Origin of the sequence: Streptomyces sp. NPDC085927, assembly GCF_044540975.1 — a bacterium.
Taxonomy (GTDB): domain Bacteria; phylum Actinomycetota; class Actinomycetes; order Streptomycetales; family Streptomycetaceae; genus Streptomyces; species Streptomyces hirsutus.
Genome location: NZ_JBITSN010000002.1, coordinates 319,376 through 339,235, shown reverse-complemented (window position 1 = coordinate 339,235; position 19,860 = coordinate 319,376). Strand labels below are relative to the sequence as shown.

Genomic DNA, 19,860 nt, shown 5'->3' with positions numbered 1-19,860 from the left:
CCCGCCCCCCAACCCTCAGTCCCCCGCTCACCCGTCCCCCCAGGAACTCAGTGGGCCGCAGCGGCCTTTCGGGGCAGCCACAGCCACATCAGGACCAGGCCGACGGCCAGGATCGCCGTTCCGGTGCGGAAGGCGAGCGCGTAGCCCTCGGCCAGGGCCTCCGGGGTGGCACTGTCTCCCGTACGGGCCGCCGCGAGGGTCGACAGGACGGCCAGACCGAGCGAACCGCCCATCGTGCGCGAGGTGTTGATCAGGCCGGAGACCAGACCGGCCTCCTCCGGCGCGGTGCCGGAGGTGGCGAGCGCGGCGAGGGGGGTTCCGGCGAGGCCCGCGCCCAGCATCATCAGGATGCCGGGGAACATGATCGCGGTCAGGTAGGTGCCGTCGGCCGTCATCGTCGACTGCCAGGCGAAGCCGGCCAGCGCGACGAGCGTGCCGAGCACGGCCACGGCACGCGCTCCGGCGGCGCGCATCAGCCGGGGCGCGACCTTGGAGCCGACGACCACCGCGAGCGAGCTGGGCACCAGGGCGAATCCGGCTTCGAGCGGGGTGTAGCCGAGCACGTTCTGGGCGTAGAGGGTCATGAAGAACCACATGCAGAACATGGCGGCGCCGCTCAGGAACATCGCCGCGTTCGCCGACGAGACCGACCGCACCCGGAACAGTCCCAGCGGCATCAGCGGGGCCCTGGTCCGTGCCTCGACGAGGAGGAACAGGGCGATGAGGGCGAGTCCGGCGCACAGCGGCACCAGGGTGGGCGGTGCAGTCCATCCCTCGGCCTCGGTCTGGGAGATGCCGAAGGCCAGGGTGGCGAGGCCGGCCGTCACCAGCATCGCGCCGGGCAGGTCGAGCCGCCGTCCGTCCCCGGCCCGGCCCTCCGCCAGCCACCAGGCCGCCCCGGCCAGCACCAGTACCCCGATCGGCACGTTGATCAGCAGCACCCACCGCCACGACAGGGTGTCCACCAGCACCCCGCCGACGAAACCGCCGGCCGCGCCGCCGCCCGCGCCGACGGCGGTCCAGGTCGCGATGGCGCGGGCCCGGGCGGGGCCCTCCGGGACCGCCGAGGTGACGATGGTGAGGGTGGACGGTGCCAGGACCGCGGCCCCGAGCCCTTGCACCGCCCGCGCCAGCAGCAGCTGCCAGTCGTCCTGGGCCAGCCCGCCCGCCAGGCTGGCCAGCGTGAACAGGCCGAGGCCGACGAGGAACATCCGCTTGCGCCCGTAGAGGTCGCCGGCGCGTCCGCCGAGCAGCATGAACCCGGCGAAGGCGATGGCGTACGCGTTCACCACCCACTGCAGGCCCTGCTCGCTGAGCCCGAGGCCGGTACGCATCGACGGCAGGGCGACGTTGACCACGGAGATGTCGAGTACGACGAGGAACTGCCCCAGGCACGCGAGGGCCACCGCCAGCCAGGGGGGCGGCGTGCGGCGACGGGGTGTGCGGGCGGTGAGGGCGGCGTCCGGGGCTCCGAGCATGGGGGTCATGGTCTCAACCGTCCGGTGCCCCTTGCATCGGGATTTCGCCGGGCGGGTCCTCGGTCTTCCGTCCTAGGGCGGCCGGGAAGGGGCCCGCACCCGTCGGCATCCCGCAGGATGGTCCGGTGGTCCGCGGTGGCCCAAGGGTTGGTCAAGAAATCGTTAGTGTGCCAAAGCATCGGAATAGTTGCCCCGGTACACAGGTTCCGTACGCACGTATCCGGCATCCCCTGCCCCGTACCGACTGTCCCGTACCGACCTCACGCTTCGGCCTGGAGGCCCTCTTCCATGACCCAGTCGACGAACGACCGTCCCGCGGGCGGAGTGGACGGAGCGGGCAGAGCCGTGGTCCCGGTGCTCGCCTTCGCGGGCATCGTCGTCGCGGTGATGCAGACCCTGCTCGTCCCGGTGATCAAGGATCTGCCCCGCCTGCTGGACACCACGCCCGGCGACGCCACATGGGTCCTGACGTCGACGCTGCTGTCCGGTGCCGTCGCCACCCCCATCATGGGCCGCCTCGGCGACCTCTACGGCAAGCGGCGCATGCTGGTCGCCAGCCTCTCGGTCATGGTGGCCGGCGCCCTCGTCAGCGCGCTCACCAGCGACCTGCTGCTGATGATCGCCGGCCGTACGCTCCAGGGCGTCGCGATGGGCGCGATCCCGCTCGGCATCGGGCTGATGCGCGACATGCTGCCCCCGGAGCGGCTGGGCTCCGCGATGGCGCTGATGAGTTCCTCGATAGGCGTCGGCGGCGGCCTCGCGCTGCCCGCCGCCGCGCTGGTGGCCCAGACCTCCGACTGGCACGTTCTCTACTTCGGCGCCGCCGGCCTCGGTGTCCTCGCCATCGCCCTCACCCTGACCCTCGTACCGGAGTCACCGGCGCGGGCGCCCGGCACCTTCGACCTGCCGGGCGCGCTGGGGCTGTCCGCCGGGCTGATCCTCTTCCTCCTGCCCCTCACCAAGGGCAGTGACTGGGGCTGGACGTCCGGGACCACGCTCGGCCTGTTCGGGGCGGCGGTCGTGGTGTTCCTGCTCTGGGGCCTGATGGAACTGCGGGTGTCCGCGCCCCTGGTGGACCTGCGCACCACCGCCCGCCGCGAGGTCCTCCTCACCAACCTCGCGTCGATCATGATCGGCGTCTCCTTCTTCGTCATCTCCCTGGTGCTGCCCCAGTTGCTCCAGCTCCCCGCCTCCACCGGGTACGGCCTCGGCCGGTCGATGGTGGTGGCGGGGCTGTGCGTGGCGCCGCTGGGCGTGACGATGATGTTCACGGCGCCCGTCTACGCCCGCCTGTCCGCCCGCTACGGTCCCAAGGTCACCCTCGTCCTGGGCCTGTTGATCATCGGGGCCGGTTACGCCGGCGGTCTGGGCCTGCTGGACGCGGTCTGGGGAGCCGTCGTCATCTCGGTCGTCATCGGCGCGGGCATCGGTCTGGCCTACGCCTCCCTGCCCGCCCTGATCATCGGCGCGGTCCCGGCCTCGGAGACGGGCGCGGCCAACGGCCTCAACACCCTGATGCGCTCGATCGGTACGTCGATGTCGAGCGCGGTCGTCGGGATGGTGCTGGCCAGTACGGCGAACACGGTGGGCGGGGTGGAGATCCCGAGCATGCACGGCTTCCGCCTCTCCTTCATGATCGCGACGGTGGCGGTGACCCTGGGCCTGGTCCTGGCCCTGTTCATCCCCGGCCGGCGCCCGTCGAACTCCCTGCGGCTGCGCGCGAGCAGCGAGGAGGACGCCAACCTGGAGCGCGCGGAGCAGGCCCTGCGCGGACCGGTCTCGGCCTGACCGCCGGACCGGCGCCGCTCCTCCGCGGTACTTCTCGCCGGTACCCCTCCCCGCTGCTTCTCGCCGGCACCCCTGCCGCACCGCACGACAGGCGGTACGGCAGCATGGGAACCCCGAACCATGCGCTCAAGCCATGTGCTCGGGCCATGCGCTCCAGCCATGCGTCCCGGGCCATGCGTCCAGGACACACCACCGAGAGGACGCCGGAACCGATGCCGACCCCGACTCCGACTCCGACGCCGAACCCCCCGGCACCGGGTCCCGAGATCCTGGCCGCGTTCGAGGCGGCGAAGGGCTTCATGCCCGTCGGTGAGGGTCTGGCCCTGTACGCGGCGGCGGTCGAGGCGGGACGGCTGGGCCTCCCCCTGCTGGAGGTCGGCACCTACTGCGGCCGCTCCACGATCCTGCTCGCCGGTGCCGCCCGCGAGGCCGGGGTCACCGCGCTCACCGTGGACCACCACCGGGGCAGCGAGGAGCAGCAGCCGGGCTGGGAGTACCACGACCCAGAGACGGTCGACCCCGAGCTGGGCGTGATGGACACCCTCCCCACCTTCCGCCGCACGCTCCACCGGGCGGGCCTGGAGGACCATGTGGTCGCCCTGGTCGGCCGCTCCCCCAAGGTCGCGGCCCTGTGGAACTCCCCCCTCGCCCTGGTCTTCATCGACGGCGGCCACACGGACGAGCACGCCACGGCCGACTACGAGGGCTGGGCCCCGCACGTCGCCGAGGGCGGTCTCCTCGTCATCCACGACGTCTTCCCCGACCCCGTAGACGAGTTCACCGGCCAGGCCCCGTACCGCGTCTACCTCCGCGCCCTGGCCTCCGGCGCCTTCACGGAACTCCCGGCGACGGACTCGCTGCGCGTCCTGCGCCGTACCGGAGACGGGATCTGAGGCGAAGGCCGCCCGTCCGGACGATCAGGACGATGGCGGGTGCGGGCGGCCGTTAGGGTGGCTGCGTGTCGTACACAGGCCCCGACTTCGATCCGCCGCCGTCCCGCCGCTTCCGGCGTGGACCCCTGACCGTGGCGCTCGCCGCGCTCGTGCCGGGCGCGCTGCTCGGCTGGGCCGTCTACGCGGCCGTGGGCGGATCGGGGGACGACGGGGGCGACGCGAGCACGTCCGCCGGGGCGTCCGCCTCGGCCTCCTCCCCGGCACCGTCCTCCGCCGGCGCCTCGCCCTCGGGCGGGTCGGACGAGTCCGACGAGTCCGACGGCAAGAAGCCGAACGCCTCCCCCGGCTCCGCATCCGCGTCCTCCTCCCCGTCCGCGTCCGCGCCCGCCGGGACCGGGCCGCTCAAGGGGAAGGTCGTGGTCGTCGACCCCGGGCACAACCCGGGCAACTTCCAGCACACCGCCGAGATCAACCGCCAGGTGAACATCGGGACGAACTCCAAGGAGTGCGACACCACCGGCACGTCCACCAACGACGGTTTCAGCGAGGCGAAGTTCACCCTGGACGTCGCCCACCGGATGCGCGCGCTCCTCGAGGCGCAGGGCGCCACGGTGAAGCTGACGCAGGACGACGACCGGCCGTTCGGGCCGTGCATCGACGAACGGGCACGGATCGGCAACGAGGCGAAGGCCGATGCCGTCGTGTCGATCCACGCGGACGGTTCGGGCACCGGGAACCGCGGTTTCCACGTGATCCTTCCCGGCTCCGTGAACTCCGGCGCCGCCGACACCCGGGCCATCGTCGAGCCGTCCCGCGAACTCGGTGAGCGCATCGCGGGCAATTTCGTACGCGCCACCGGCAACGGGCCGTCCAACTACGTGGGCGGCGGTACCGGTCTCGTCACGCGTAAGGACCTGGGCGGTCTCAATCTGTCAACGGTTCCCAAGGTGTTCATCGAGTGCGGCAACATGCGCGATAGCAAGGACGCGGCACTTCTGACCAGCGGTGCCTGGCGGCAGAAAGCGGCGCAGGGAATCTCCGAGGGAATCGTGAGTTTCCTGCGCGGGTAGGGGTAGGTGGGCTGATCCGGGCGGACAGCCAGATCGTGCGGACGATAGTGTCGTCCCCACGATGAGGGGTCACCCCCGCGCTTCACACCGGGCCCCGAGGGCGACGTGGTGACAGCGACGCCTCTGCCGACGACGAGACGACCGAGAAGGACCTGAAGTGAATATCCGCTCCCTCACTCGAGGCGACGGCGTGGTGATCGGAGCAGCGGTATTGCTGTTCATCGCGTCGTTCCTCGACCTCTACTCGATCGACGGCGCCCCCGACGACGTCATCCCCAGCCTGTGGGGAAGCGGCCCGGTCGTGTTCGGTGTCGTGCTGGCGGGCATCATCGGCGCGGCGCTCGTCGTCGTGTCCCGCGGACTGCCGCAGCCGCCGAAGGTCGCGGGCCTGGACCTCGGCCAGTTCGGCGTCGCGTTCATCGTCTTCGCGGCCTGGAGCGCACTCGGCAACATCTTCGACCCGGCCGGCGGCGCCAACAACGTCACCAGCGGTTCCTCCACGGACGGGCCCGACTCCGGTATCGGTCTCATCCTGGCCCTCGTCGCGACGCTGATCATGGCCGCCGCCGCCGTCGCCACCCCGCTGGTCCCGGCCCTCAAGGGCTCGCTCGTGCCGGCGGCCCGTCCCGCAGCCCCGCAGCCCTACGGCGCCCAGCCGCCCGGCGGTTACGGCTACCCGGGTGCGCAGCAGGCCGGCTTCGGCGGTCAGCCGCAGCCGGGCCAGCCCGGTCAGCCCGGTCAGTCATTCGCCGGCCAGCAGCCCGGTCAGCCGGCCGCACCGCCCGCCGCCGACTTCTCGCCGTTCTGGTTCGCCGTGCCGGTGCCCCGGCCGCTGTTCCCGGAGGACGGTTCGCAGACTCCGATCGCCGAACTGGCCCCCGGCACCTGGTACCTGGCCGTCGAGCAGCGCGGTCCGGCCCTCGTCGCCCAGACGCAGGACGGCCGTCGTGGCGTCCTCCAGGACACCTCGGGCATCCAGCGCGGCTGACCCGCTCCGCAGCACGCGGCCCCTCGTCCTTTTGGACGAGGGGCCGTTGTCGTACGGTCGACGCCCGCGCGGCTGACCCACCGGCCGGCTGACCTGACGGCCGGCCAACCGGCCGACCTGACGGCGCCTGCCCGGCCGTCGGGTTTCAATCGCGGTTTCGAGGCCAGACGGACACCATGTCCCCACGAACTCGCAGTGGTTCCAGCTCCGCAGGGACGGTCGTCGCGGTGATCGCGGACATCATGGCCGCCATACTCGGACTCTGGATTCTGATGTACCTGTTGGACGCCAACCGGGCCAATGAACTGGTCCAGTTCGTCCATGACGCGGCCAACTGGCTGGCAGGCTGGTCGCGTGACCTGTTCACCTTCGACGAGGACTGGGCCCGGGTGATCGCCGGATACGGCCTGGCCGCCGTGGTCTACCTCTTCATCGGCCACGGCATCGCCAACAGCCTCCACCGGCGCTGACCCCCACCCCGCACGGCCCCCGCCCCTCCGCCCACGACCCGACCGGCCGAGCGGCCGGTCGCGTGACCAGGGGGGTCTGGGGGTGTCCCCCGGAGAACACAGCACCTTCGACGAGGACTGGGCCCGGGTGATCGCCGGATACGGCCTGGCCGCCGTGGTCCACCTCTTCATCGGCCACGGCATCGCCAACAGCCTCCACCGGCGCTGAGGTCGAGGCTCTTCGTCCGTCGTCCGCCGGGTCGCGGCCGCCGGACCGAGGGCGGCTCCCGCCCCGGCGGCCGTTCCTCCGGTCGGACTCCGGTGTCAGACCCCGGCGCAGCAGTCGGGGTCGAGGCCCCTCGGGAGGCGGTCACCGCTGAAGACCGCGCAGGTGGCCTCGTGACCGCCGAGCGCGGCGACGGCCAGCAGCAGCGAGCCGGCCGTCCAGGCGGTCAGCTCGACCGGCCAGATCGCCTCGTCGTCGAAGACGTACCCCGTCCAGTACAGGCCGGTCTCCGGATCGCGCAGGTGCTGGATGGACTGGAGCACCTCCAGCGCGCGGTCGGACTCGCCCATCACCCAGAGGGCCAGGGCGAGTTCGGCCGACTCGCCGCCGGTCACCCACGGGTTGGGGGCCACGCAGCGCACCCCGAGCCCGGGGACGACGAAGCGGTCCCAGCCCTCCTCGATCCGCTCCTTGGCCTCGGCGTCGGTGAGGGCGCCGCCCAGCACGGGGTAGTACCAGTCCATGGAGTAGCGGTCCTTGTCGAGGAACCGCTCCGGGTGGTGCCGGATCGCGTGCCGGAGCGCGCCGGCCGCCAGCTCCCAGTCCGGCTGCGGTTCCTCCCGCTGCTCGGCGATGGCGAGGGCGCAGCGCAGCGCGTGGTGGACGGAGGAGCAGCCGGTGAGCAGCGCGTCCGCGGTGGGTGTGCCGTCGTCGTCGCGCCGCCAGCCGATCTGCCCGCCGGGCTGCTGGAGCCGCAGCACCCACTCCACGGCCGCGTACACGGTGGGCCACAGGCGGTCCAGGAAGGTGTCGTCGCCGGTGGAGAGGTAGTGGTGCCAGACGCCGACGGCGACGTAGGCGACGAAGTTGGTCTCCCGCCCCCGGTCGGTGACGTCGTCGGGGTCGCCGTCGGCGTACGCCGCGTACCAGGATCCGTCCGCCAGCTGGTGCCTGGCCAGCCACAGGTAGGCCTGCTCGGCGGCCTCGTGGGCGCCTGCGGCGTCCAGGGCCATCGCGGCCTCGACGTGGTCCCACGGGTCGAGGTGGTGGCCCCTGAACCAGGGGATCGCCCCGTCCTCACGCTGCACGGCGAGGATGCCGGCGACGGTCGCGGCGGCCTGCTCGGCGGTGAGGACCTCGGGCAGGACGAGGTGTTCCGTCCGGGGGGTCGTCACGGGGTGGCCGCCCCGGCCTCGGCAGCCGTCGCGGTGTCCGCACCCGCTCCGGCCCCGGCTTCCGCCACGGCTCCGGCCGCGGCGCGCGGCAGGTGCGGCTTGGTCGCGTACGCCACGAAGCTCTTGCCCATCACCGGGTTCAGGGTCCGCTCCGCGAGGCGGGTGGCCAGCGGCTTCTTCATGATGTCCCAGACCAGCAGCTTGTGGTACGCCCGTACCGGCAGCGCCTTGTCGTTGTCCACGCCGAAGGCGCACTTCAGCCACCAGTACGGCGAGTGCAGCGCGTGCGCGTGGTGGGTGCCGTAGGGGCGCAGGCCGGCCTCGCGCATCCTGGCCAGCAGCTGGTCGGCCTTGTAGATGCGGATGTGGCCGCCCTCGACCTCGTGGTAGGCGTCGGACAGGGTCCAGCACACCTTCTCGGGGCCGTAGCGCGGCACGGTGACCGCGATGCGGCCGCCGGGCCTGAGCACGCGGACCATCTCGGCGAGGACGCCCTTGTCGTCGGGGATGTGCTCCATGACCTCGGAGATGATCACGACGTCGAAGGACTCGTCGGGGAAGGGCAGGGCGAGGGCGTCGCCCTCCATCGCCGTGGCGGTGGCCCCGGCGGGCGCCTCCCCGGCCTCCTTCATCGCGGCGAACCACTTGGCGACCTCGCGGATCTCCTCGCCGTTCTGGTCCAGCGCCACGACCTGCGCCCCGCGCCGGTAGCACTCGAACGCGTGCCGGCCGGCCCCGCATCCGAGGTCCAGGACACGGTCGCCCGGGGCGAGCGGGAACCGGGAGAAGTCGACGGTCAGCACGTGGCCCTGCTTTCACGGTGGGAGGTGACGGGTTCTTCTGCGGCAGGCGTCCGGACCGCCCCGGGGCCGGCGGCACCCTCGGCCGCCGGGCCGGCCGCCACGGGCGCCGGGCCGGCCGCGGGAGCGGGAGCGGCGGCGACGGGATCGGCCGCTGCGGTCCCGCCGGTGCGGGCCATCGCCTCGCGGTAGCGGGCGACCGTGCCCTCGGCCGCGCGGGCCCAGGTGAAGTGCCGCAGCACCCGTTCCCGTCCGGCGGCGCCGAGCCGCGCGCGCAGCTCTGGGTCGCCGAGCAGCCGGTTCAGCCCGGCGGCCAGCGCCTCCGCGTCGCCGGGCGGGACGGCCAGGCAGGTCTCGCCGTCGCGGCCGGCGACCTCCGGGATCGCGCCGCCGGTCGTGGCGAGCAGTGGGGTGCCGGTGGCCATCGCCTCGGCGGCGGGCAGCGAGAAGCCCTCGTACAGCGACGGTACGCAGGCGACCTGGGCGGAGCGCACGAGATCGACCAGTTCCGCGTCCGAGATGCCCTTGACGAACTCGACGGCGTCGCCGAGCCCGTACCGCTCCATCGCCTGCGCGACGGGCCCCTTGGCGGGGCGCGTGCCGACGACGACGAGGTGCGCCCCGGGCTGTTCGACGCGGACCTTGGCCAGCGCCTCGACGAGGAAGACCAGGCCCTTGAGCGGCACGTCCGCGCTGGACGTCGTCACGATCCGGCCCGGCACGACGGGCACCGACGGGTCCGGTGAGAACAGGTCGGTGTCGGCGCCGATGTGGACGACGTGGATGCGGTCCTGGCGTACGCCCAGGTGACCGACGATCTCGTCGCGGGAGGTGCCGGAGACGGTGAGCACGGAGGGCAGACGGCGGGCGACCCGCTTCTGCATCCTGGTGAACGCGTACCAGCGGCGCACCGAGGCGCGCCTGCGCCTGCTCTCCGCCGCGTCCAGGTCCAGCTGCCGGTCGACGGTGATGGGGTGGTGGATCGTGGTCACCAGGGGCGCGCCGACGTCACCGAGCAGGCCGTAGCCGAGCGTCTGGTTGTCGTGGACGACGTCGAAGTCGCCGCGCCGGGCCCGCAGGTGACGGCGGGCGCGCAGCGAGAAGGTCAGCGGCTCGGGGAAGCCGCCGGTCCACATGGTGCCGACCTCGAGCGCGTCGATCCAGTCGCGGTACTCGCCGCGGCCCGGGGTGCGGAAGGGATCCGGCTGGCGGTAGAGGTCGAGGCTGGGCAGCTCGGTCAGGCTCAGCCTGTCGTAGCCCTCGTCGAGGACGGGGTAGGGCTGGGCGCCGATGACCTCGACCTGGTGTCCGAGGCGGGCGAGCTCGCGGGAGAGGTGTCGGACGTAGACACCCTGTCCGCCGCAGAACGGGTTCCCCTTGTAGGTGAGGAGCGCTATGCGGAGCGGTCGCAAGCCGTCGGAGGACGGACCCTGCGAGAGCCCGGCCTGACTGGCCTCAGCGGTCACTCTGGGCCCCCTTCTCCCTGCACGGTCCCGCGACTCTATGTCGGGACGCTAACCTAGAACAAGTTTCAGAGTTGATCGTTCGGAGGCTCCGAATCTACCGGCAGGTAGGGACGCGGCGGGCAGTGGATCAGGTGATTCACGCCACGACGGGATGCGTGCCATGCTGTCCGATCATCAACCCTCACCGACGGTCACGGAATGGGGCCCATGCCCGCGGAAGCCCACAGGGACAAGGCGGCCGAGGCGGCGAAGCCGGGTGAACCGGCCAAGGCGGACAAGGCGGCGAAGATGAAGGCCGGCACCACTCGAACCTCCCCGGCCTCACCCCTGACCGAGCGACAGGAGGCGCGCAGGCGGCGCATCCTGCGCGCGAGCGCCCAGCTGGCCGGCCGGGGCGGCTTCGACGCGGTGCAGATGCGCGAGGTCGCGGAGTCCTCCCAGGTGGCACTGGGCACCCTGTACCGGTACTTCCCGTCCAAGGTCCACCTGCTGGTGGCCACGATGCAGGACCAGCTGGAGCACATGCACGGCACCCTGCGGAAGAAGCCGCCGACGGGCGAGACGGCCGCCGAGCGGGTCGCGGAGACCCTGATGCGGGCCTTCCGCTCGCTCCAGCGCGAGCCGCAGCTGGCCGACGCGATGGTGCGCGCCCTGACGTTCGCGGACCGCAGCGTGAGCCCGGAGGTCGACCAGGTCTCCCGCCAGACGACGGCGATCATCCTGGACTCCATGGGCCTCGAGAACCCCACGCCGGACCAGCTCTCGGCGGTCCGCGTCATCGAGCACACCTGGCACTCGGCGCTCATCACCTGGCTGTCGGGGCGCGCCTCCATCGCCCAGGTCAAGATCGACATAGAGACGGTGTGCCGCCTGATCGATCTGGCGGCACCTCCGTCGACATCGAAGGATTCCGGCTGACGAGTTCGAAACTTTCGAAGCCTTCTCCTCGGCCACTCACCTCTCCCGCACCTGTCACCCTTCGGCCATACGCGGCCCGATTGCGCGCGAACGGTTGACCACCCCTCCGTTCATTCATATCGTCTGCGCTGCCATTCGGAGTTTCTTCCGAAACATTCGAAACCGCAGGGCGCGCTTCGAGCGCCTCGGCGCAGAACACCGCAGCAGACGATCCCCGCCATCCGCACCATCACGGCACCCCCACCGGAGAAGGGATGACATGCGCATGATCAAATTAGGAGTCCGAGAGGTACGAGCCAAAGCGGCCCGAGGCCCCCTGGCCGTCGCCGCGACCGCGCTGCTCACCGTGACCGCGCTCGTGGCGCTCCCCCAGAGCACCGCACACGCCGCCGACACCCTGGGCGCGGCGGCGGCCGAGAAGGGCCGCTACTTCGGCGCCGCGGTCGCGGCGAACCACCTGGGCGAGACGCAGTACGCCGCCACGCTCAACACCGAGTTCAACTCGGTGACGCCCGAGAACGAGATGAAGTGGGACGCCCTCGAGCCCAGCCGCGGCTCGTTCAGCTTCGGCAACGCCGACCGGATCGTGAACCACGCCCGGGGCCGGGGCATGGCGGTCCGCGGGCACACCCTGGTGTGGCACTCCCAGCTGCCCGGCTGGGTCTCCGGCCTCGGCACCGCCGATCTGCGGTCGGCGATGAACAACCACATCACCCAGGTCATGACGCACTACCGGGGTCAGATCCACTCCTGGGACGTGGTCAACGAGGCGTTCCAGGACGGAAACAGCGGCGCCCGGCGCAGCTCGCCCTTCCAGGACCGGCTCGGCAACGGCTTCATCGAGGAGGCCTTCCGCACGGCCCGCACGGCCGACCCGAACGCCAAGCTCTGCTACAACGACTACAACACCGACGGCGTCAACGCGAAGAGCAACGCCGTCTACAACCTCGTCCGGGACTTCAAGTCCCGCGGCGTGCCCATCGACTGCGTCGGCTTCCAGTCCCACTTCAACAGCGCGTCCCCCGTCCCGTCCGACTACCGGGCCAACCTCCAGCGCTTCGCCGACCTCGGCGTGGACGTGCAGATCACCGAGCTGGACATCGAGGGCTCGGGCACGACCCAGGCCACCCACTACGGCAACGTCGTCACGGCCTGCCTCGCGGTCTCGCGGTGCACCGGCATCACGGTGTGGGGCATCCCGGACAAGTACTCGTGGCGGGCGAGCGGAACGCCCCTGCTGTTCGACGACAACTACACCAAGAAGCCCGCCTACCACGCGGTCCTGAGCGCGCTCGGGGGCTCCGACGGCGGTGGCGGCGACCCCGGGAACCCGGGCGCGAGCTGCACCGCCGTCTACAGCAGGGCGGAGGTGTGGGGGGACCGCTTCAACGGCAGGGTGACCATCACCGCGGGCAATTCGGCGATCAGCAACTGGTCGGTGAACGTCACGGTGACGTCCCCGCAGAAGGTCTCGGCCACCTGGAACGGCTCACCCAGCTGGGACGGCAGCGGCAACGTGATGACGATGCGGCCCAGCGGCAACGGCTCACTGGCGGCCGGGGCGTCGACCAGTTTCGGGTTCACTGTCATGACGAACGGCAACACGACACCACCGAGCGTCGGCACCTGCACCGCGTCCTGACCACCCCGTCCCGGCATCACAGGCACCACGGACAGACCCGCCGGCCCGCCCCGGAACCCACGGGGGCGGGCCGGTGGCGTACGCGGCGGTGTGAGCGGTGACGTACGCCGCCGGTGACCTCGGCCACCCTCTTCGGGCCACCCCTGACCGCTTTCCTACGGGCGGGTAGAGTGGCGACGTCGTCATCACACCCGTACGGGGGGAAGCCGGTGCAATTCCGGCGCTGACCCGCAACCGTGAGCCGTCCGCCAGGACGGCGAGCCGGAATGCCCCGGACGGAACGTGACCGGCTCACGCGCCCGGCGGTCCGCCGGTGCGCGGCACCGTCGAGGTATACGGAGCCGAGCCGCCGGGGTGTCCCGTGCTGCCCGACTCCCTCACAGGGAGAGGCCCCCGCCGATCATGAACGTCCGCAGCAGCGCAGCGGTCCTGGCCGCGATAGCCGTGATCGGCGCCGCCGCACCGGCCACCGCCGATTCGTCCCCGTCCCCCTCGCCGTCCCAGCAGGCCCTGCCCTCCGCCCTGTACGGCGAGAGCGATCCCCAGTACGACGGCGTGTGGCGCCAGTCGCTGGCCCTGCTCGCCCAGCACACGGTGGGCGCCGAGCCGCCGGAGGAAGCCGTCGACTGGCTGGCCGGCCAGCAGTGCGCCGACGGGTCCTTCGCCCCGTTCCGCGCCGACACCGGCACGGCGTGCGACGCCAAGACCATGGTCGACACCAACCAGACCGCCGCCGCCGTGCAGGCCCTCGCCGCGCTCGGCGGGCACGACGCCGTCACCGGCAAGGCCCTCGGCTGGCTGAAGTCCGTACAGAACAAGGACGGCGGCTGGGGCTACACGGCGGGCGGGGCCAGTGACGCCAACTCCACCTCCGTCGTCGTCGGCGCGCTCGCCGCCGCGGGCGAGAAGCCGGCCGAGGTGGTCAAGGGCGGCAAGTCCCCCTACGACGCCCTGCTGAAGCTGGCGCTGCCGTGCGACGCCAAGGGCGACGGGGCGGGCGCCTTCGCCTTCCAGCCGGACAAGAAGGGCGAGCTGGTCGCCAACACCGACGCCACCGCGGCCGGCGTGGCCGGCTCCCTCGGCGCGGGCCTGGTGGTCGAGCCCGGCAAGGGCAAGGACGGGGCGGCGGACGCCGCGTGCGAGAAGGCCGGCACGCCCGAGCAGGCCGCCGCCAACGGTGCCGCCCACCTCACGGACGCGCTCGCCGCCGACGGTCACCTCGTCTCCGCGCTCCCCGGCGCCGAGGACCAGCCCGACTACGGCAACACCGCCGACGCGGTGGTCGCGCTCGCGGCGCAGGGCGCCACCGGGCCGGCCGCGAAGTCCGTGGCCTGGCTGGAGAAGAACGCCGCCGACTGGGCCGCCCAGAGCGGTCCCGCCGCCTACGCCCAGCTGATCTTCGCCGCCCACGCCACGGGCACCGACCCGCGCGCCTTCGGCGGCACCGACCTGGTGAAGCAGCTGACCGCCACGGGGCCCGCCGCCCCGGCGGCCGGCACGTCCGGCGAGAAGAACGGGCAGGAACAGAAGGACGAGAAGGAGAAGGACGACTCGGGCGCCGGTTCCGGCGTCTGGTGGGCCCTCGGGGTCTGCCTGGTCGCCGGCGCCGGCGTCGGCATCCTGGTGAGCAGCCGGAAGAAGAGGCAGCAGCCGTGATCCGCCGGGCCGTCGTCCTGTTCCTGGCCGCGCTCCTGCCCCTGCTGACGGGCGCGGGCCAGGCGCAGGCCGCCGGCTACCGGTACTGGTCGTTCTGGGACCTCGACGGCGACAGCTGGACGTACGCCACCCAGGGCCCGTCCGTCGCCCGCCCCGCCGACGGCGACGTCCAGGGCTTCCGCTTCGCCGTCAGCGAGGAGGCCGACGACTCGGCGCAGCCCCGGGGCGCCGCCGACTTCGCCGGCATCTGCGCGAAGACCCCCGCGAAGGACGGCAGCAAGCGGGTCGCCCTCGTCATCGACTTCGGCACGGCCGGGGACGCCCCGTCCGGCGAGACCCCGCCCGCGCACCGCACCGCCTGCGCCCGGGTCGCCCCGGACGCCAGCACCGCCGAGGCACTGGCCTCCGTCGCCGAGCCCCTGCGCTACGACAGCAGCGCCCTGCTGTGCGCCATCGCCGGATACCCGGAACGCGGGTGCGGGGAGCAGGTGTCGGGGACGGGCACGGGCACGGAGTCCGGCACGGGCGCCTCGGCGCCCGAGAAGGGGACGGAGGGCGGGTCCGAGGGGGCCGGTTCCCCTGACTCCTCGGCGTCCGGGGACGGCGGTGGTCCGTCCCTCGGTCTCTTCGCCGGGGTCGCCGTGATGGCGCTGCTCGGGGCGGCGGCCTTCTGGCAGGTACGCCGTCGTGGCTGAGTCCGGCGGCAGCCGGCCACGGGAACGCACCGCCCCCGCCCCCCGTCGCCGGCAGGGCACCCCCCTGCACCCCGGCGCCTGGTGGCTGTGGGCGCTGGCCCTCGGTGTCGCCGCCACCCGCACCACCAACCCCCTGCTGCTCGCCCTCCTCGTCATGGTCTCCGCCTACGTCGTGGCCACCCGCCGGCCGAACGCCCCCTGGGCCCGCTCGTACGGCGCGTTCGTCAAGCTGGCGCTGGCCGTGATCCTCGTCCGGCTGCTCTTCGCGATCGTCCTCGGCTCCCCCCTCCCCGGTGCGCACGTCCTCGTCGACCTGCCCGAAGTCCCGCTCCCCGACTGGGCGCAGGGCATCCGCCTGGGCGGCCGGGTCACGGCCGAGGCGCTCACGTTCGCCCTGTACGACGGCATGAAGCTGGCCACGCTGCTCATCTGCGTCGGCGCCGCGAACGCCCTCGCCAACCCGTCCCGCCTGCTGAAGTCCCTGCCCGGCGCGCTGTACGAGATGGGTGTGGCCGTGGTCGTGGCGCTGACCTTCGCGCCGAGTCTGATCACGGACGTCCAGCGGCTGCGCGCCGCCCGTCGGCTGCGGGGCCGCCCCGACCGCGGGGTCCGCGGTCTGCTCCAGGTCGGACTCCCGGTGCTGGAAGGCGCGTTGGAGCGTTCGGTCGCGCTCGCCGCCGCGATGGACGCCCGCGGGTACGGCCGTACGGCGCAGGTCCCGGCCGGGGTCCGGCGCACCACCGCCGTCCTCACCCTCGGCGGGCTGCTCGGCGTCTGCGCGGGCACCTACGGTCTGCTCACCGCCGAAGGCGCCGCGTACGGCGTCCCCGTGCTCCTGGCCGGTCTGGCCGCCGCGCTCGCGGGGCTGTGGCTGGGCGGACGGCGTTCCCCGCGCACCCTTTACCGACCCGACCGCTGGGACACCCGCGCCTGGCTGGTCGCCGGCTCCGGCGCGGCGGTCGCGGCGCTGCTGGCCGTCGCCGCCGCACGCGACCCGGCGGCCCTGCACCCCGGTGTGGTGCCGCTGGTCGCACCCGTCCTGCCCCTGTGGCCGGCGGCGGCCGTACTCATCGGCCTGCTCCCCGCCTTCGTCACCCCCGCCCCCGAGGACACCGGCAAGGAGCCGTCGTGATCCGCTTCGAGAACGTCTCCGTGACGTACGACGGCTCCCCCGAACCCTCCGTGCGGGGCGTCGACTTCCAGGTCCCGGAGGGCGAACTCGTCCTGCTCGCCGGGCCGTCCGGGGTCGGCAAGTCCACGGTGCTGGGCGCGGTCAGCGGCCTCGTCCCGCACTTCACGGGCGGCACCCTGCGCGGCAGGGTCACGGTGGCCGGCCGCGACACCCGTACCCACAAGCCACGCGAACTGGCCGACGTGGTGGGGACGGTGGGCCAGGACCCGCTGTCGCACTTCGTGACGGATCTCGTCGAGGACGAACTCGCCTACGGCATGGAGTCGTTGGGCCTGCCTCCGGACGTGATGCGCCGTCGCGTCGAGGAGACGCTGGACCTGCTGGGCCTGGCCGACCTGCGGGACCGCCCCATCTCCACGCTCTCCGGCGGCCAGCAGCAGCGCGTCGCCATCGGCTCGGTCCTCACCCCGCACCCCCGGGTGCTGGTCCTCGACGAGCCGACGTCCGCGCTGGACCCCGCGGCGGCCGAGGAGGTCCTCGCGGTGCTCCAGCGTCTCGTCCACGATCTCGGCACCACCGTCCTCCTGGCCGAACACCGCCTGGAACGCGTCGTCCAGTACGCCGACCGGGTGGCGCTGCTGCCGGGGCCGGGCCAGCCCCCGCTGCTCGGGACCCCGGCGGAGGTGATGGCGGTGTCCCCGGTGTTCCCGCCGGTGGTGGCCCTGGGCCGGCTCGCCGGCTGGTCCCCGCTCCCGCTGACCGTACGCGACGCCCGCCGCCGCGCGACCCCCCTGCGCGAGCGCCTCGCGCAGGCGGAAGCGGAGGCGAGGACGGAAGCGAGGGCGGAGGCGAGGGCGGAGGCCGCATCCGTCACGGCGGCGTCAGCGGCGACGACCGCACCGGACCCCGCCCGGCCGGCCCCGGAAGCCCTCACCACCGCCACCACCCGCGCCACCCGCAGGACCCCCCTCTCCCTGTTCACCCGCAAGCGGCCGGACACAGCCACGGCCTCTCCCGCCCCCGCACCCGCACCCGCCCATGTGGCCGAGGTCCGTGCCCTGGCCGTCCGTCGCGGCAGCGTCCGGGCGCTGCGCCACGTCGATCTGACGGTCGCCCCGGGCGAGACGATCGCGCTCATGGGCCGCAACGGCGCCGGCAAGTCCACGCTGCTCGGCGCACTGGTCGGGCTCGTGGAACCGTCCGCCGGTTCGGTCCGCACCGGCGGCGCCGTACCGCACCGCACCCGCCCCCGCGACCTGGTCCGCCGGGTGGGACTCGTCCCGCAGGAGCCGCGGGACCTGCTGTACGCGGACACGGTCGCCGCGGAGTGCACCGCCGCCGACCGGGACGCGGAGGCGGAGCCGGGCACCTGCCGCGCCCTGCTGTCGGAGCTGCTGCCCGGCATCGCGGACGACACCCACCCGCGTGACCTGTCCGAGGGACAGCGCCTGACCCTCGCCCTGGCGATCGTCCTCACCGCCCGCCCGCCGCTGCTCCTCCTCGACGAGCCGACCCGCGGCCTGGACTACGCGGCGAAGGCCCGTCTGGTGACCGTCCTGCGCGGGCTGGCCGCCGAGGGCCACGCGATCGTCCTGGCCACGCACGACGTGGAGCTGGCGGCGGAACTCGTCCACCGGGTCGTCCTCCTCGCCGAGGGCGAGGTCATCGCCGACGGTCCGGCGGCCGACGTGGTCGTCGCGTCGCCGTCCTTCGCCCCGCAGGTGGCCAAGATCCTGGCCCCGCAGCACTGGCTCACGGTCTCCCAGGTCCGGGAGGCCCTGTCATGACACCCGCACCCACCCCGGCCCCGGACAAGGCGGCCACAGCCACCGGCACCACCGGCAGGGCCACCGGCACCCAGCGCCAGGCGCGGGCCGTCCGTCTGGGTCCGCGTTCGCTGGTGGCGCTGGCCCTGGTGAGCGCGGTGGGCGTGGCCGCGTTCGGCTGGCCCTTCCTGGCCCCGCCCGCCTCCACCCTCAACGCCCACGCGCAGGACGCGCCGTGGCTGTTCGCGGGGCTCCTCGTGCTGCTGGTCGGGGTGGTGGCGGCGACGATCTCGGAGTCGGGCCTGGGTCCGAAGGCGGTCGCGATGCTGGGCGTGCTGGCGGCGGCGGGAGCGGCGCTGCGCCCCATCGGCGCGGGGACGGCCGGCCTGGAACCCATGTTCTTCCTGATGGTCCTCAGCGGGCGGGTCCTCGGGCCGGGTTTCGGCTTCGTGCTCGGCTCGGTGACGATGTTCGCGTCCGCGCTGCTCACGGGCGGGGTGGGCCCGTGGCTGCCGTTCCAGATGCTGTCGATGGGCTGGTTCACGATGGGCGCGGGCCTGCTCCCGGGCCCGGACCGGCTGCGGGGCCGGGCGGAGCTGTGCGTGCTCGCCGCCTACGGATTCCTGGCGGCCTTCGCCTACGGCACGATGATGAACATGGCGGGCTGGCCCTTCATGGCCGCCCTGGCCTCGAACATCTCCTTCGACCCGGACGCGTCGGTCCCCGCCAACCTGGCCCGTTTCCTGGCGTACTGCCTGGCCACGTCCCTCGGCTGGGACCTGGGCCGGGCCCTGCTGACCGTCGTCCTGGCCCTGACGCTGGGCCCCCCGGTGCTCCGCGCCCTGCGCCGCGCCACCCGCAGGGCGGCTTTCGAGACACCGGTCACCTTCACCGGCCACCCCTGAGTGTTCCCGCGCACGCCGACGGTGACGGAACTGACGGCCCGTCGTGAGGCGCCCCACATGACCCGGCTCACATACGAAGCGGGATCGTAGTCCCGGAGGCCTCCCCCGCCCCCGGGCCCGCCCGCTCCGGCCTGCGCGGATGACCGTCGGCCACAGGCCGACACTCACCCCAGATGCGGCCGTGGTTAGTAAAAGGGACCTTTGCGGACAAACCTCGAAAGCTGTTTCTGTGGAGCAGTCGCCAGGCGCCGACGTGCCCCACCCGGGCCGCGGCGCCGACGTATGCCCCACCCCCACGCACCACCAGGTGTTCCGGGGGCCGGAGCTACGACGACCGCCCTGCAGCCGAAGAAAAGGTTTCTAGATGTCCGCCGTTTCCATCCTCCGCACCGTCGCCACCCCGAAGAAGGCCCTCGTCGGTGCCGCTCTCACCGCCGCCACCTGCGGTGCGCTGATCACCGCCGCCCCCGCGCAGGCCGCCACCACGGCCACGGGCTCGGCCCAGGCGACCGCGCAGGCGATGATCGGCGACTCCGCGCAGTACCAGTGCTTCTCGAACATCGTCCAGCACGAGAGCGGCTGGAACCACACCGCCACCAACGCCTCCAGCGGCGCCTACGGCCTGGTCCAGGCCCTGCCCGCCTCGAAGATGGCCTCGGCCGGCTCGGACTGGAAGACCAACCCCTCCACCCAGATCTCGTGGGGCCTCGGCTACATGAACGAGCGCTACGGCAGCCCGTGCGCCGCCTGGGACTTCTGGCAGGCCAACAACTGGTACTGACCGGGCCGGAACCAGCCCTCGCACCACCCCGG

Annotated in this window: 18 protein-coding genes and 1 riboswitch; of the genes, 14 read left to right on the top strand and 4 right to left on the bottom strand. The window is 73.0% G+C overall.

The window, feature by feature from the left end:
• Window positions 1-47: 47 nt before the first annotated feature.
• Window positions 48-1,487, bottom strand: a complete 1,440-nt coding sequence (locus ACIF80_RS06480) for a DHA2 family efflux MFS transporter permease subunit (protein WP_399800132.1) — start codon at window positions 1,485-1,487, stop codon at window positions 48-50.
• A gap of 279 nt (window positions 1,488-1,766) precedes the next feature.
• On the opposite strand from ACIF80_RS06480, the gene ACIF80_RS06475 reads away from it, so the two are divergent.
• From ACIF80_RS06475 to ACIF80_RS06450, 6 genes are all read left to right on the top strand, one after another.
• Window positions 1,767-3,266: an MFS transporter gene (locus tag ACIF80_RS06475; RefSeq protein WP_399800129.1), complete on the top strand. Its 1,500-nt coding sequence runs from the start codon at window positions 1,767-1,769 to the stop codon at window positions 3,264-3,266.
• Window positions 3,267-3,478: 212 nt separating this feature from the next.
• On the top strand, window positions 3,479-4,159 hold the full coding sequence (locus ACIF80_RS06470; protein WP_055630602.1) for a class I SAM-dependent methyltransferase: 681 nt from the start codon (window positions 3,479-3,481) through the stop codon (window positions 4,157-4,159).
• Window positions 4,160-4,224: 65 nt separating this feature from the next.
• Window positions 4,225-5,229, top strand: a complete 1,005-nt coding sequence (locus ACIF80_RS06465) for an N-acetylmuramoyl-L-alanine amidase (RefSeq protein WP_399800126.1) — start codon at window positions 4,225-4,227, stop codon at window positions 5,227-5,229.
• A gap of 157 nt (window positions 5,230-5,386) precedes the next feature.
• Window positions 5,387-6,217, top strand: a complete 831-nt coding sequence (locus tag ACIF80_RS06460; protein ID WP_399800123.1) for a hypothetical protein — start codon at window positions 5,387-5,389, stop codon at window positions 6,215-6,217.
• Between the two features lie 176 nt (window positions 6,218-6,393).
• Window positions 6,394-6,687 carry a hypothetical protein gene (locus ACIF80_RS06455; RefSeq protein ID WP_399800120.1) on the top strand — a complete coding sequence of 98 codons (294 nt, stop codon included), beginning with the start codon at window positions 6,394-6,396 and terminating at the stop codon, window positions 6,685-6,687.
• Between the two features lie 82 nt (window positions 6,688-6,769).
• Window positions 6,770-6,895 (top strand): hypothetical protein, encoded by a 126-nt coding sequence (locus tag ACIF80_RS06450; RefSeq protein ID WP_399800117.1) that lies wholly within the window; start codon window positions 6,770-6,772, stop codon window positions 6,893-6,895.
• A 95-nt stretch (window positions 6,896-6,990) separates the two neighbouring features.
• On the opposite strand, the gene ACIF80_RS06445 is transcribed toward ACIF80_RS06450, so the two are convergent.
• From ACIF80_RS06445 to ACIF80_RS06435, 3 genes are read right to left on the bottom strand one after another with little or no spacing between them, the layout of a single operon-like run.
• The gene (locus tag ACIF80_RS06445) at window positions 6,991-8,067 is read right to left on the bottom strand and encodes a prenyltransferase (protein ID WP_399800115.1); all 1,077 of its coding nucleotides are present in this window, start codon (window positions 8,065-8,067) and stop codon (window positions 6,991-6,993) included.
• Window positions 8,064-8,870, bottom strand: coding sequence for a methyltransferase domain-containing protein (locus tag ACIF80_RS06440; RefSeq protein ID WP_399800113.1), 807 nt, complete (start codon window positions 8,868-8,870; stop codon window positions 8,064-8,066). The genes ACIF80_RS06445 and ACIF80_RS06440 overlap by 4 nt, the downstream gene beginning before the upstream one ends.
• Entirely contained in the window at window positions 8,864-10,333 is a 1,470-nt protein-coding gene (locus ACIF80_RS06435) for a glycosyltransferase family 4 protein (protein WP_399800111.1), read from the bottom strand. Before ACIF80_RS06435 ends, ACIF80_RS06440 begins: the two co-directional genes overlap by 7 nt.
• A gap of 207 nt (window positions 10,334-10,540) precedes the next feature.
• Between ACIF80_RS06435 and ACIF80_RS06430 the strand changes: the two genes are divergently transcribed.
• From ACIF80_RS06430 to ACIF80_RS06395, 8 genes are all read left to right on the top strand, one after another.
• A complete protein-coding gene (locus ACIF80_RS06430; protein WP_399800109.1) occupies window positions 10,541-11,251 on the top strand; it encodes a TetR family transcriptional regulator in 711 nt (236 codons plus the stop codon).
• Window positions 11,252-11,516: 265 nt separating this feature from the next.
• Window positions 11,517-12,893: an endo-1,4-beta-xylanase gene (locus ACIF80_RS06425; protein ID WP_399800106.1), complete on the top strand. Its 1,377-nt coding sequence runs from the start codon at window positions 11,517-11,519 to the stop codon at window positions 12,891-12,893.
• A gap of 199 nt (window positions 12,894-13,092) precedes the next feature.
• Window positions 13,093-13,165: riboswitch (cobalamin riboswitch) on the top strand.
• Window positions 13,166-13,295: 130 nt separating this feature from the next.
• Window positions 13,296-14,549 carry a prenyltransferase/squalene oxidase repeat-containing protein gene (locus ACIF80_RS06420; RefSeq protein ID WP_399800103.1) on the top strand — a complete coding sequence of 418 codons (1,254 nt, stop codon included), beginning with the start codon at window positions 13,296-13,298 and terminating at the stop codon, window positions 14,547-14,549.
• Entirely contained in the window at window positions 14,546-15,244 is a 699-nt protein-coding gene (locus ACIF80_RS06415) for an SCO2322 family protein (protein WP_399800101.1), read from the top strand. Before ACIF80_RS06420 ends, ACIF80_RS06415 begins: the two co-directional genes overlap by 4 nt.
• Window positions 15,237-16,376, top strand: a complete 1,140-nt coding sequence (locus tag ACIF80_RS06410; RefSeq protein ID WP_399800098.1) for an energy-coupling factor transporter transmembrane component T — start codon at window positions 15,237-15,239, stop codon at window positions 16,374-16,376. The genes ACIF80_RS06415 and ACIF80_RS06410 overlap by 8 nt, the downstream gene beginning before the upstream one ends.
• Window positions 16,373-18,163, top strand: a complete 1,791-nt coding sequence (locus ACIF80_RS06405) for an ABC transporter ATP-binding protein (RefSeq protein WP_399800096.1) — start codon at window positions 16,373-16,375, stop codon at window positions 18,161-18,163. The genes ACIF80_RS06410 and ACIF80_RS06405 overlap by 4 nt, the downstream gene beginning before the upstream one ends.
• On the top strand, window positions 18,160-19,047 hold the full coding sequence (locus ACIF80_RS06400) for an ECF transporter S component (protein WP_399800094.1): 888 nt from the start codon (window positions 18,160-18,162) through the stop codon (window positions 19,045-19,047). The genes ACIF80_RS06405 and ACIF80_RS06400 overlap by 4 nt, the downstream gene beginning before the upstream one ends.
• A gap of 364 nt (window positions 19,048-19,411) precedes the next feature.
• Window positions 19,412-19,828, top strand: a complete 417-nt coding sequence (locus ACIF80_RS06395) for a transglycosylase SLT domain-containing protein (protein WP_399800092.1) — start codon at window positions 19,412-19,414, stop codon at window positions 19,826-19,828.
• The last annotated feature ends 32 nt before the right edge of the window (window positions 19,829-19,860 follow it).

Bases quoted from the DNA above. Each gene is read 5' to 3' on its own strand.
- ACIF80_RS06480 (WP_399800132.1), bottom strand. From the start codon at position 1,487: ATGACCCCCATGCTCGGAGCCCCGGACGCCGCCCTCACCGCCCGCACA.
- ACIF80_RS06475 (WP_399800129.1), top strand. From the start codon at position 1,767: ATGACCCAGTCGACGAACGACCGTCCCGCGGGCGGAGTGGACGGAGCG.
- ACIF80_RS06470 (WP_055630602.1), top strand. From the start codon at position 3,479: ATGCCGACCCCGACTCCGACTCCGACGCCGAACCCCCCGGCACCGGGT.
- ACIF80_RS06455 (WP_399800120.1), top strand. From the start codon at position 6,394: ATGTCCCCACGAACTCGCAGTGGTTCCAGCTCCGCAGGGACGGTCGTC.
- ACIF80_RS06430 (WP_399800109.1), top strand. From the start codon at position 10,541: ATGCCCGCGGAAGCCCACAGGGACAAGGCGGCCGAGGCGGCGAAGCCG.
- ACIF80_RS06425 (WP_399800106.1), top strand. From the start codon at position 11,517: ATGATCAAATTAGGAGTCCGAGAGGTACGAGCCAAAGCGGCCCGAGGC.
- ACIF80_RS06420 (WP_399800103.1), top strand. From the start codon at position 13,296: ATGAACGTCCGCAGCAGCGCAGCGGTCCTGGCCGCGATAGCCGTGATC.
- ACIF80_RS06400 (WP_399800094.1), top strand. From the start codon at position 18,160: ATGACACCCGCACCCACCCCGGCCCCGGACAAGGCGGCCACAGCCACC.
- ACIF80_RS06395 (WP_399800092.1), top strand. From the start codon at position 19,412: ATGTCCGCCGTTTCCATCCTCCGCACCGTCGCCACCCCGAAGAAGGCC.